The sequence below is a fragment of the Chryseobacterium sp. JM1 genome, from assembly GCF_000737715.1.
Classification (GTDB): Bacteria; Bacteroidota; Bacteroidia; order Flavobacteriales; family Weeksellaceae; genus Chryseobacterium.
In genome coordinates this window covers 337,613-350,242 of sequence record NZ_JPRN01000003.1, presented here as the reverse complement: position 1 = coordinate 350,242, position 12,630 = coordinate 337,613, and the positions used below count along the sequence as shown (strand labels likewise).

Genomic DNA, 12,630 nt, shown 5'->3' with positions numbered 1-12,630 from the left:
GATGGGTTTTGCCGGCTTTCAGGACTTCCCGCTCCCACCTTCCCGCTTCCTTTCTTCAAGCAGCTCCTTTGCTTTTTTACCCGCATTTTCCAGCAATGCCAGACTTTCAGATGTGATCCGGTCTGCAAAAACGATCCGGAAATGGTGGCTGTACTCATCGGTTAATGAAAACGTATTTCCGGGTGTGAACAGGATTCTGTTTTTATCACAATAATCGAAGAATTTCTTCATATCAGTTCCTTCCGGTAGCTTTCCCCAGATACTGTATCCTCCTTCGGGATTATGAAAATAGGAATCTTTAGGAAAGTAATGGCGTAAAGCATCTAATAGCTCAATAGCCTGCCTGTTCAGCTGCTTGCGGAATGACCGAAGATGCCTTTCATAGCCAGTTCCCTGAAGAAGCTTCAGCATCAATTCCTGATAAATGGGAGAAACTGATCTTCCTAGGACAAATCTTGCCCTTTCCGAGCGGGCATAGAAACGTCCGGTATGTAACCAGCCTAAACGAATGCCCGGCGCCAGCGTTTTTGAAAAGGAAGAATAGGTCATCACCAGTCCTGAATCATCAAAGCTTTTGATGCAGCGTGGCCTTTTACCACCAAAGTAAAGATCGCTGTAGATATCATTTTCAATAATTGGAATCTGATGCATAGATGCGACGGCCAACAGCTCTTTTTTAGCATTATCACTCATTAAGATACCTGTCGGGTTGTGAAAATTGGGTGTTACGACTACAGCTTTTATATCATTTGAAGTACAGACTTTCCTGAAATAATCTGTGTCAAAGCCATTTTCGTAATGTACTGGAATTTCGATTATTTTAAGACCCAAATTCGCTACAGCCTCCAAAACCGAAAACACACACGGACTTTCGACAGCTACGATATCTCCGGGATCGGTTACCGCTCTTAAAGCAATGGTCAATGCCTGCAGTGCTCCGTCTGTAATGATCAGTTCATCAGGATTAAATACACATCCATGACCTGCCATCTGAATGGAAATCTGTTTTCTTAATTCGTACAAACCGTTTGAAGGATAATAACGTAACAATGCAGCACCTTTTTCGCGGATCACTTCCTGCATGGTTCTGAGGATCAGTTTTTGTGGAATCAGAAGATCTCCCGGCGCTGCCATATGGAAAGAACTGGATTCAGAGGGTTTGTTTCGGGCCGAGGTCAGCATCACATTTTTTGCAAATACGGCATCTCTCACAACAGGAATCAGATCTGTTCTGACTTGTGAAATACGATCTTCTTCGATAGAGGATACGAAATAACCTGAACGCGGACTGCTTTCTATCAATCCTTTCATCATCAGATATTCAAAACCACTTTGAACTGAGCTTGTACTGAGTTGATATCTGCTTTTGATCTCCCTTACGGAAGGCAGACGTTCTCCTTTCAGCAAAATCCTATTTCTGATCTGCCCTTCAATAACCGATGTAAAAATTTCATATTTATAGGACCGCATCATTCTTTCATTACACTGTACTGAACAAATTTACAAAATAAACAACTGTACTGATTAAATTAATGAAAACTGTATCCCTTTCGAATCCAATAATCCTCTAATTTTGAATAAAAAAGATTCATGAATGTAATTTCAAAATTTACAGTGGGTTCTGAGGAGGGAATTTCTGATCTTATAACCATTATCGATTCTTCAGTCTATGCCCTACACAGGGAACTGGTTCCTGAGGAGGACATCAAAAAATATATTAAAACCGATATTGATCCCAGAAAAATGATCAATGACCTGAATGATCTGTCTAATCAATTGATCATTACGTATGCAGATGATAAACCAGCAGGTTACAGTATTATCAGAAGCGGATTGAGCCATCCTGCCCTTCCGGAAGAAAAAAAAGCAACAGAAATAAGTTTTGTAATCCTCCCGGATTTTGATTCACAGGAAATCAGGGAATCACTTTGGAAAAAAAGCAGATCAGCAGCCAGTTTTACGGATATCATCTGGATCAATATGATGACACATGATCCACTTTTGCCGTTTTTAAAAGAATCAGGATTTTCTGTTGTGGAGGATGCTGTGGCGGGGCCGTTTAAGCTTCCTTCTCAAATATTAAAATTCGAAATCAGCAGAGGTTAGATATTTTTCTGCTCTTTAAAATATTTTGACACTATTATTTTTTTAAACCACAAAGGATGTAAAAATTTTTTGTGGTTTTATTTTTTAATCTGTCGCGGATCAAACGAATTAGGCAGATTTTTTATAATCCAAATAAAAATCTCTGATTTTTTACAAAACTTAAGTGAACCTCTGTGCAGTACGATTCTAAACTTTAAATGCTTCAAAAAACTTTTGTGACTTTTGTGGTTTTATTTTTTTATTCTCATGGATTAATGAGATCATACTGATTTGATTCAGGATTTTTTAAACATTAAGATCAAATAAGATGATAAGGATAGTTAAGGAAAAATCAAATGATTTTTTATAAGCCGTTTCCTTAAAGCAAAGCTCAAACTTAATATTCTTAAAAACTTAAAGAAGCTTAATGGTTCAATTTTTTTAATCTCTCGCGGATCAAATAAATCAAAAATGATTTTGTGGCTTTGTGTTTTTTCAACCACAGATTGCACAAATTTGCACAGATGTTTGAGCATATTTTCTATTCGTCAATATAAAAATCTTTGATTTTTTTTACAAAACTTAAGTGAACTTCTTTGCAGTAGGATTTTAAACTTTATAAAACTAAAAGGGTTAAAAAAACTTTTGTGACTTTTGTGGTTTATATATTTTAATTCCCCACAGGTTTAACAAAATTGAGAAAAACTATTTTGTCAATTATCATTACCTCACAGAAAATGAATCCGGATTCATTACAGTTTACGTATCTTTGATTTTTATAATTTATAAAATCATGAGTGATCAGCTGGAAACTATTGAAGATTATTACAGACGTCTCAGAAAGAATCAGATGAAAATGTTCGATTCCGATGATTTTGAAACCGGAAAGTCGCATTTCAATGTTTCCATGCGGAAATACTGCGGCTTTAAAAGCCCGTACAACCGCCGTGACTATTATAAAGTAAGTTTTATTCTGGGAAAAGGCACTTTCCAGTATGGATCACATGAGCTGTATATTGACCGCCCTGCCCTCTTTTTTCCTTCACCTAATATTCCGTATTCCTGGGAATGTGACGGAGATCTTCAGGAAGGCTATTTCTGCCTGTTTAATCAAGAGTTTTTTAATGAAAATTCTGAATTCAATCTGTTTAAAAAGACTTCACTATTCAAAGAATGGAGCAAGCCAATTATTTTTTTGACGGATGAGCAGACTCAGCTGGCGACTCTTTATTTTGAGCAGATGTACAAACTTAATAATTCAGCATATCCTTTCCGGTGCGGCAGTATTAAAAGTCATCTTGCTTCTCTGATGCATCTCGCTCTGGAGATCCGTGTGGATGATATTAATCCTCACGAACTTCCGGCCAATATCCGCCTGTACCGCTTATTTGATGAGCTTTTGAACAAACAGTTTCCATTGGATTCCCCGGCTTATCCTTTGGCTCTGAAAACAGCTTCAGACTTTGCAGAACATCTTAATGTACATGTTAATCATTTGAATTCCTCGGTAAAATCAGTGACACAGTTGACCACAACGCAAATCATTAAAGAAAGGGTATTTGAGGAATCTAAAAATTTACTGAAATACACCAACTGGGATATTGCGGAGATCGGATACACATTGGGATTTGATCAGCCTTCCCATTTTAATAACTTCTTTAAAAAACATGCTGAGGTTTCTCCGTTGAAATTTAAAAACGCATACTAAATCTTTGATTTTTGTAATTTTTACTTTGTCTTTTTAAATTGAAACGCTCATTTCTTAGTCTATTTTTGCATAGTAAAATAACGAACGAATATGTTGTTGAAAGAAGCATCTGAAAAAAGAATCAGATTAATCACCATTATGGCCTTTGTGTCGATCCCGCTTTCCGGGTTTGTCACAGATATTTATTTACCTTCATTTCCCTCGATGGCCAAAGAACTGCAGGTTTCCGAAAAGGATATTCAGATTACTTTAACGTCTTACCTTTTGAGTTACGGGATCTCCCAACTCTTTGTAGGAGGAATCCTGGACAGCATCGGGCGTTACCGTCCTAAGCTGATCGCCCTTTTCCTATTGATTATCAGCAGTCTTTTGATTACTATGACGGACAGTATTCTGTTGATCTGCCTATTGCGTATCCTTCAGGGAGCTGCGGTTTCCGTACTGGTTGTGGCTACCCGTGCTATTTTTGTAGACCTTTACGACTCGGAAAAAGTAAAGCATTATCTGAGCTATTTCACGATTGTCTGGTCGTGTGGGCCTATTCTGGCTCCTTTCCTGGGCGGATATCTTGAAAAACTGTTTAACTGGCATGCGAATTTTTATTTCCTAGCCTTTTATGCAGGTGCTTTATTCCTGTTTGAATGGTTTTTCAGTGGTGAAAGCTTACCGGAGAAAAAGAAACTTAATCTTTCCGAGAACATCAGTCTTTACAAAATGATGCTGAAAAACAGGATCTTTATGCTGGGGATCATTATTTTAGGACTGAGTTATTCTATTGTTATGCTTTTCAATCTGACGGGACCTTTTATTATTGAAAACACATTTCACTTTACTCCTGTAGTGATAGGATATTGTACGCTGATCTTAGGATTTTCGTGGATGATCGGAGGATTTATAGGAAAGCGAAGGCTCAAACTGGAATTTAAAGCAAGAATTCTTCAGCCTATTATTTTGCAACTGGTTTTAATTGCCGGACTGATTGCCACCAGCTTCTACGCAGAAAGTCTGTATATCATGGTTCCATTCGCATTTTTCATTCATATCTGTTCCGGAATTCTGTTTACGTCGTTTTTCACAACGAGTATGCTGTATTTTCCGAAAAATGCAGGAACAGCAGGAGGACTGATGGGTGGTTTGGTGTATGTGATTACGTCTATTACAAGCTTTATTATATCAGTCAGTGGAAACGTCACAGAACAGGATGGTCTGGCCTGGCGTTATCTGGCGATTGCCATTGTGCTTTTGGGAATTATTCTCGTCATGCATCAGGCGGTTAAAAAAGAACAGGCAGAGAGTTGATCTCTGCTTTTTTTATGTCTTTACTATTGCTCAATATCTGAGTTCATTCCAGTCATTTCTTCATTAAATCTATAAAGTTACTACAATCCCATGATTGATACCACCAATACAGCTATTGGTGGAATATATTTTAGCATTGTTACCATAAGAACTAATATTGCAGTGTCAAAAAGAGAATTGTTGTAATTTTAATAAGCGATTAAGTATTATTTATAGAAAAATCCTCAATCATAAATATAACAAAACCAAATCATTAAACAAAAGCAGGGAATTAAATGTTAGAGAAGGTCAAAAAACAATGGAAGCAGATTCTGGTCATCCTCATGTTGTACACGGCATGGAATATCGCGGTATTTCTGTTTCTTGTAAGACTGCAAGGACTTGAGACCACCATGAAGCAATTCGGAACGGGAACTCAGCTGTATGTCAATTTTATTCACACTATTATTAAAGGAACTATTGTTTATTATATCATGATCTACCATCTGATCATCCCATTCATCAGGAACAGAAATTGGAAAAACTTTCTTCTCCGGTGTATTCTGCTTTTTGTAGCACTTACCGCTTATGAATATCTATGGAATTTTACAATATCAAAAACAGATCCTTCGAGCAGCAGCTATGTTTCACCCAAAGTATTTCTTATCAGCGCTGCCGTTCTGGACTGCTTTATTATACTCATCTCTTATTTTGTGGCTACACTCATTACATCTAATGAAATGCGGAAGCACAAAGAGGAACTGGAAAAGGAAAAACTCAGGGCAGAGCTTGCTGCGATCAAATATCAGATCAATCCTCATTTCTTATTTAATTCACTGAGTTTTATTTATACGAAAACCCTTAGAAACAGTCCGGAAGCCGCTCATGCCGTACATCTTCTTTCTGAAATTATGAGTTATGCGCTTGATGACTGGGGAGAACTGGGAACGGTTCCTCTGGCGCTGGAAGTCGAACATATGAAAAAAGTGATTGAGATGAACCAGATCCGGTTCAGTCATAACCTGAAAATTAAATATTATGAAGATGTTCAGGAGAGCGATGCCTTCATACCTGTCCTGGCTTTCGTTACCCTTGTGGAAAATGCTTTTAAACACGGTGATCTGAATGACGATAAAAATCAGGTATCCATTGAATTGATTGCTACAAAAAGTAAAATCTGCTTTCTCGTGAGCAATAAAAAGAAAACAGGCCCCAAAGAACCTTCCAAGGGAATCGGTCTGAACAATGTGCAGCAGCGACTGCAACTGATGTATGGGATCAAGCATTCTTTTACCATCAAAGAAGATGAGAATTATTATTTAAACGAAATTATCATTAATCTATAAATTATGATGAACTGTATTGTTGTAGACGATGAGGCTCACGCCATAGAACTGCTGACACTGCATATTGAGCAGACTCCGTTTCTGAAGCTTGTGGGTACTGCCACCAATCCTGCGGAAGCATTACAGCTGCTGAACAGCACAGAAGTTGACCTTGTTTTCCTGGATATCCAAATGCCGGGAATGTCAGGAATCGAATTGCTTAAAGTATTGAACGACCGGTATAAAGTGATTCTCACCACCGCTTTCAGAGAATATGCCCTCGACGGATTTGATCATCATGTAGTGGATTATCTGCTGAAACCTATCTTTTTCCCAAGGTTCCTTATGGCTGTACAGCGGGCACAGGAAACAACTTCGGCCCCTAAAACGGAAACAGAAGATTTTATCCTTGTCAAAACTGAGTACAAAGGCAAGCTACTGAAAATCAAAATCAATGACATTATCTATATTGAAGGAAAAGGGAAGTATATATGTTTTCATACCAAAGACGGTGAGCAGATCATGGCTCTTCTGAATATCGGAGGCCTGGAAGAAAAACTGCCTACAGACCGTTTCAAACGGATCCATAAATCTTTTATCATAGCTGTTCCGTTTATCATCATGATTCAGGGGAATATGGTACAGTTGGAGTTTACGAAAAACCAGATCCCGATCGGGCAAACCTACCGTGACACTTTTATGGCCCTGATGATGGACAAAGTACTGACCAATAAAGGCAGAGAAGAGCCCGGACCCATTGATCCCATCCGATAAATCAATTAATAACCAACTATATAAAAATCTAACAATTTTAATTTACAAATCAAAAACAATGAAAAAATTATTCATCCAATCTATTGGAATCTTTGCACTGGCTGCAGCTACATCATGTACCCCTTCTTATTTCGGAAAGACCTATTCACCGACGCAGAATGTAGATGTATATTTTGATGCCGCAGATGTAAAAAAAGAGCATGAAGTGATGGGAACAACAGATGTCGGTCAGGGATTTAATTCCTTAAATGCCGTACAGCAGAAAGTCATTGAACTGGGCAAAGCACAAGGAGCAGACGGTGTTATCATGAAGCTTACGGAAGAAGTTACAGGAAGCTCGACAAGTGATTTTGGAAGCATGAAAAACGGCAGTAAAAAAAATACGTACAGTGGCGGATCCATAACTTCTAATATCAAAACTAAAAAAGTACTGGCTACTTTTATCAAATACAAGTAAGTCACTCCCCTATTCATCAGGTTTCTCAACTGATGATTCCCCTGCAAGAGATTGCAAAAACCTACTCATAAATCATATCATTTTTTACCGTTTTTAGTACCATAAACCGCTGTAATATACAGTCGGAAGGGTAAAATATTGGTACAGGTTTGAGAGTAGCGTAGTTGCTGGTTGACATTTGAAATTTCCTGGTTCGAATCTCGGAACTCGTATCCCGAAACATATCTGAAATCCAGAATCTTGACTCTTGGATCTTGGATCTTGACTCTTAACAACACCAATTTAAAATAGTCGTTTTATCCTTTTTATCCAATGTTTTTTGATCCGGAGCTTTTGTGGCTCCGGATTTTGTGTTTTCACAAATAAGATGTTTAAACTTCACAAAAAGGGAGCATAGAATATCTTCCATGCTCCCTTTACAGATCAATAAAAACTGACAATCAAAAGGTGTAAGCTACGACACAACCCGTTCTAAGTTCGCTTAAAGAGCTCATACAGCTGATTGAAATCAAGCTTAATGTTTTTAATCTCCAATGCATATAAGAAATCTTTTATCACCACTTCGTACTCGCCTGTAAGTGATAAAGACTGGGTATATATACCTAAGATATGATTGCATATAATTTCCAGCTTATCAAAATTTTGTGCATCCAGGTTCGATGAAATCCTTTCTTTTTCTATAAAAGACCTCAGTTCCATTTCCTGTTCATTAAATAAGTCGGATGGCTTAAATAAAGTATTACCCGGTACATAGTCTGCCAAAATAAAATTCCAATTGGTATACTGAAATTCGTTTTCATTCAATTCAGTTTTATCCAGTCCTCTCTCCAGAATGGTATCCTCCAATTCATCAATCAAAATACTTTCTAATGATTGAGGTAAATGAAACCTCTTATGAATCCGTTTGTATTGAATGGTGATGGCTTTCTTCATCATGTCCGGGAGTTCATTCCTGTTTTCTAAAAGATGTTCTGACAAAACTTTAGCTGCCTCATACGAATTCTGATATTCCAGATTCTGTAATTTGATAAAATTGAGCTGGGCGACGACATTCAAAGGCGGGATTTTACCCTTAATATACTGATCAATCATCTCCGTTGAAGTATCCCACTTTCCAAGCCTCTGATGCAACAAGGCATGGTAGATGATAAACTCTGAAAAAGATGACCGGATTCTGTCCTTTCCCAATTCTACTTCTTCATTTAAAATCCTGAGATAAGCCAGATCTCCATTAAGTGCGGTTTTCAGAAGCATTAAATAATATACCTCCCATTCTTCATCGCTCATAGCATTGACAAGTCTATCTGATGCTTTTGTTTTCAACAGAGAATGCAGGTATGCCTGTACATTTCTGGGAAATTCCTGAAACGAATACCCTATATAATTCCTTATCCTGCTATATAAATCTGCAGTAAGCTGTGAGGGTATACTTCCCTTTTTCAGTAAATGGAAGTAGTATTCAGCTTCAAAAAGCACCCCTTTATCTATTCTTGTTTTATAATAATTGATAATATTGGCTTCAATTTGTCGGGACGAAACAATATAGTCATTCTTGATCAGCGGTACACAAGCCATCCTGAGATCCGGTCTGAAAACAATTTCATCATTATTTGAAGATTTTGAAATAAGCATTGTTTCTTTCTTGAGTTTTTCAAAGATCTCCGCCGTATCTTCATGCTCATCCAGCCCGCATGGTTTTGCTAAAACTTCTTTAATAATTTCAGGGCTAATTCGTCTGATCAGCATACCGGGAACTGCTATTTTCTGTACTTTTTCATCATGAATATGCTCTAAAATCCGCTGTACCAGATATTCACTTTTCTGATTTTTAATTTTAGAAAAGTCATAAAGGCTTTCCGGGTCATTTTTCACCATATTCATAGCCATATGAAGCATGAGTGGTGTTCCCCCGAAAATCCGAAAAATTTCTTCTGCTATTTGAGTAGATTCTATTCCATTTTTTAATAAAAGGGCCACTGCAGATTCTTTATCAAAATCTTTAATCCTCAAAAACTGAAAACTAAAATAATCTAACTGCTCTTCCAATTCAGCACGTCCCGAGAAAACAGGTCTTATTCTCGGCAGCTTTTCTGACATTTCCTTTATAAAACTCAAAAAATTATTCATCTCATCACGGGATGAACGGAACTGCATTTCTTCAAAGGAATCAAAAACTAAAAGAATTGGAGAATCCAGCCCGTCCAGTTTCAGGCTGTACTGCCCTATCAGGGTTTGCAGCTCATGAAACAATACACTTCTTGTAGATGAAATAGAAGAATTAAAGGACTGTGAATCTTGCCCTGCATTCAAATTATTTTTTTCGATAACACCGGAAATAACGGCTGATACATCATCAAATATATATTTGTATTCATAAAACTGTATGGAAAGCTGTCTCAGAGACTCAATAAGTATGGAAAGCGGTTCTTTAATATTAAATCCCGGTAAATCAAAATCAATATATATAAATGGAAGAGACCTTTTCTCCTTTTGAACATTCTGTTCTAAAATAAACTTTGACAATAGAGCTGACTTCCCTATTCCGCCTACGCCCTGTATGATCAAAGGGGGCTTATCATACCAATTGATCACATTTCTTATTGTATTTGAAATTCTGCCTATCAGCGTTCTGGAAGGAAGCCAGTTGACGTAGTCATTGAGTTCTGCCAGCTCCGAAGACCGTCCTGCAAAGTTCCGGGTTATTTTTTCGAATTGCTGGAGAAAATATTTTTTATTTAATTCTGCTTTCAGTTCGTTTTCATTAAATCTATTTGGAAATGCTTTTAAGGAATTAATCAAATAAAAAAGTTCAGTATTTGAGAGTGTTTTATAATCAAAATCAGGATTATACATCACATTCATCAACGTCTTTGACAGCTCGGAATCAATCCCAAGCCGGTTAACTGTCTCCTGAAGGGTATTGTGTTCTACTTCTTCTGCTATTATTTTGATCCTGATCTGATCATTAAGCAGATATTGCGTTTTTAACTCATCAGACGGACATGAGCTTTCCAGAACCTCAGCGATCTTTTCAGCCGGGTAATCTTCAAGATCTGCTGTACTAAAATAGTACAGAAGTGCAGCCTTTTTAAAAGCATCATCATATATAAAACCTTCTTTATCAACAGAAATACTGAAAAGATGATCTAAATTTATTGGGGTATTCATGATTAGTACTTTTTCAGGTTAAACAAGTGATCATTTATTATATTTCCCACTTTGCATATATCCAGCTCTTCTCCATCCACAAATATTTTTTCCGACACAAGGGAACAGTATTCATCACACTGTATGTGCTTTCCTCCCAGAGAATTGATAATATTCTCTTCATACTGATTGAAAATAACTGAAAAACAATCCACTATCGTTTCTTTTGTAATATCCTTTGCGGAAATCTCATCAAATCTGCAGGAATTTCTTATATCATTCCAGTTAGGAATGGAATTGTACTCTAATCCTGAAAATATAAAAAGACAATTTGTAGGAATATTAATGAGCTCATATATCAAACGATATACATCTTCGGGAATAAACATAGCCTTATGAAAATCGTGGAAGAAAAATATCGGAAACATTTCATTATTATGAACCACCTCTCTCAGGGCATTTCCCAGTCTGATAAATTTTATATCATCTCCTGTAGCAGGAAGATCTTCTCCTATATTGGCAAAAAGAATTTCTAAAATTTTAGCGCTTTTCCCTGAAGTCGGGCTATTAAGAATCTTTTCCATGTTGATGGGTATAATCTTAATATTTGTATCATTATTGATTTCGGAAAAATGCCTCAGAAACTGTTCAAGATAGGATATTCCGGATTTAGGTCCACCATTTATTAATAATGTTTTAGAAATCTTTGTACTGATGTGGGAAATGACCTCATGCCGAAATTTGGTTCTTTCGAGAAAAGCATAATTAAAACTTCTGATCAATAATGCTTTTTCAATATTGAATCTTTCAAAAGCTATTTCAGGCTCGCTTTCTAATTTATTCAACAGCGTGAGAATTCTTCTGGATATTTTTGTTGTTTCCACCTGAGCATCTGTAAAATTGATGCTATTCTCAGCCAGTTTTCCCAAAATATCATGATAATCTCTATGCATCAAAGTTAAGCTATCTTTCTGCGCCACAGAAAGATATAAAAACAATTTTGAACTGCATAGATCCAGTGCCATCTGGATTTCATTCCCTGCCACAAAATCTCTTACGCCCTTAATTATAGTTTCCATAGTAGATTTTTTAATTGGTTAGCCATAAATTTAAATATCAAGATCTGCTATATACTGGCTGTTATCCGTAAGTTTAGCGATGATCTGTTCCCTGTACGTTGCATACACATTCGAATTCAAGGTCGCTTTTGCAAGGCAGTAGTTAAGTTCAGCTTCGTTTCTGGCGGAAGTAAAGAAAAGTATTTTGGTAATGGTAGTTTCGGTAGAGAGAATAAAGGCATTTGCGGAAAGAGAAACAGTTCCGTTTACTTCATCAGCTACGCCCACCTGAAAGCTTCCTTTATGTGAAGTATGGGTATTTCTTTCAAAAAATGTAATCCGGCCATCCTGATCTGCCATATCCTTTAAGGCAGATAAAGTTTTCATGACAATAGCAAGCTGTCCTGCCGTCACAGCTGCTCCCAATATCTCCAGAAGAGCTTTATGAACATCAAATTTATTGTGGGAAGAAGCAAACTTACTGAAGTCTTTACCTTCCAATACCCATCCCACATTTTCAAGCACTTCAAAATATTTCTCATACCATTTAAAAATATCTTTCTCATTCGGAAAAGATTTTGAGGCTGCCCTCTGTGCCAGAAGAAGAGAATTTAAAACATCTTCTCTGTTTTGTACGGAAACACCTGCAGCAAAGGATTGCAGTCCTTTATAAGCTACGAATCCGGCCTCGCTGTCATCTGATTTTTCAGAGCTAAGACTTTCAAAAAATTCAGAATCCATCAATAGCGGCGCATCAGCCAGTTCAAGCTGAGACAAATAGTCATTATAGTTTTGCAT

At 37.1% G+C, this 12,630-nt stretch carries 10 protein-coding genes; 6 read left to right on the top strand and 4 right to left on the bottom strand.

Annotated elements, in window-relative coordinates; translation table 11 throughout:
• Positions 1 to 18: 18 nt before the first annotated feature.
• Positions 19 to 1,473: a PLP-dependent aminotransferase family protein gene (locus IW22_RS06615; RefSeq protein WP_081873901.1), complete on the bottom strand. Its 1,455-nt coding sequence runs from the start codon at positions 1,471 to 1,473 to the stop codon at positions 19 to 21.
• 117 nt (positions 1,474 to 1,590) lie between these two features.
• On the opposite strand from IW22_RS06615, the gene IW22_RS06610 reads away from it, so the two are divergent.
• The 6 genes from IW22_RS06610 (at position 1,591) to IW22_RS06585 (ending at position 7,627) form a co-directional block, all read left to right on the top strand.
• A complete protein-coding gene (locus IW22_RS06610; protein ID WP_034725166.1) occupies positions 1,591 to 2,106 on the top strand; it encodes a hypothetical protein in 516 nt (171 codons plus the stop codon).
• A 772-nt stretch (positions 2,107 to 2,878) separates the two neighbouring features.
• Positions 2,879 to 3,793, top strand: a complete 915-nt coding sequence (locus tag IW22_RS06605) for a helix-turn-helix domain-containing protein (protein WP_034725165.1) — start codon at positions 2,879 to 2,881, stop codon at positions 3,791 to 3,793.
• Positions 3,794 to 3,886: 93 nt separating this feature from the next.
• Entirely contained in the window at positions 3,887 to 5,092 is a 1,206-nt protein-coding gene (locus IW22_RS06600) for an MFS transporter (RefSeq protein ID WP_034725647.1), read from the top strand.
• Between the two features lie 275 nt (positions 5,093 to 5,367).
• The gene (locus tag IW22_RS06595) at positions 5,368 to 6,417 is read left to right on the top strand and encodes a sensor histidine kinase (RefSeq protein WP_034725163.1); all 1,050 of its coding nucleotides are present in this window, start codon (positions 5,368 to 5,370) and stop codon (positions 6,415 to 6,417) included.
• Between the two features lie 3 nt (positions 6,418 to 6,420).
• Positions 6,421 to 7,170, top strand: coding sequence for a LytR/AlgR family response regulator transcription factor (locus tag IW22_RS06590; RefSeq protein WP_051891133.1), 750 nt, complete (start codon positions 6,421 to 6,423; stop codon positions 7,168 to 7,170).
• Between the two features lie 58 nt (positions 7,171 to 7,228).
• Entirely contained in the window at positions 7,229 to 7,627 is a 399-nt protein-coding gene (locus tag IW22_RS06585) for a hypothetical protein (protein ID WP_034725161.1), read from the top strand.
• A 471-nt stretch (positions 7,628 to 8,098) separates the two neighbouring features.
• Here the strand turns inward: IW22_RS06585 and IW22_RS06580 are convergent, their stop codons facing one another.
• From IW22_RS06580 to IW22_RS06570, 3 genes are read right to left on the bottom strand one after another with little or no spacing between them, the layout of a single operon-like run.
• Entirely contained in the window at positions 8,099 to 10,795 is a 2,697-nt protein-coding gene (locus IW22_RS06580) for an ATP-binding protein (protein WP_034725159.1), read from the bottom strand.
• Between the two features lie 2 nt (positions 10,796 to 10,797).
• Positions 10,798 to 11,853 carry a hypothetical protein gene (locus IW22_RS06575; protein ID WP_034725157.1) on the bottom strand — a complete coding sequence of 352 codons (1,056 nt, stop codon included), beginning with the start codon at positions 11,851 to 11,853 and terminating at the stop codon, positions 10,798 to 10,800.
• A 30-nt stretch (positions 11,854 to 11,883) separates the two neighbouring features.
• A complete protein-coding gene (locus IW22_RS06570) occupies positions 11,884 to 12,630 on the bottom strand; it encodes a hypothetical protein (RefSeq protein WP_131401699.1) in 747 nt (248 codons plus the stop codon).

Coding starts and splice junctions, on each gene's coding strand:
- IW22_RS06585 (WP_034725161.1), top strand. CDS start 7,229: ATGAAAAAATTATTCATCCAATCTATTGGAATCTTTGCACTGGCTGCA.
- IW22_RS06610 (WP_034725166.1), top strand. CDS start 1,591: ATGAATGTAATTTCAAAATTTACAGTGGGTTCTGAGGAGGGAATTTCT.
- IW22_RS06605 (WP_034725165.1), top strand. CDS start 2,879: ATGAGTGATCAGCTGGAAACTATTGAAGATTATTACAGACGTCTCAGA.
- IW22_RS06570 (WP_131401699.1), bottom strand. CDS start 12,630: ATGCAAAACTATAATGACTATTTGTCTCAGCTTGAACTGGCTGATGCG.
- IW22_RS06615 (WP_081873901.1), bottom strand. CDS start 1,473: ATGATGCGGTCCTATAAATATGAAATTTTTACATCGGTTATTGAAGGG.
- IW22_RS06590 (WP_051891133.1), top strand. CDS start 6,421: ATGATGAACTGTATTGTTGTAGACGATGAGGCTCACGCCATAGAACTG.
- IW22_RS06575 (WP_034725157.1), bottom strand. CDS start 11,853: ATGGAAACTATAATTAAGGGCGTAAGAGATTTTGTGGCAGGGAATGAA.
- IW22_RS06580 (WP_034725159.1), bottom strand. CDS start 10,795: ATGAATACCCCAATAAATTTAGATCATCTTTTCAGTATTTCTGTTGAT.
- IW22_RS06595 (WP_034725163.1), top strand. CDS start 5,368: ATGTTAGAGAAGGTCAAAAAACAATGGAAGCAGATTCTGGTCATCCTC.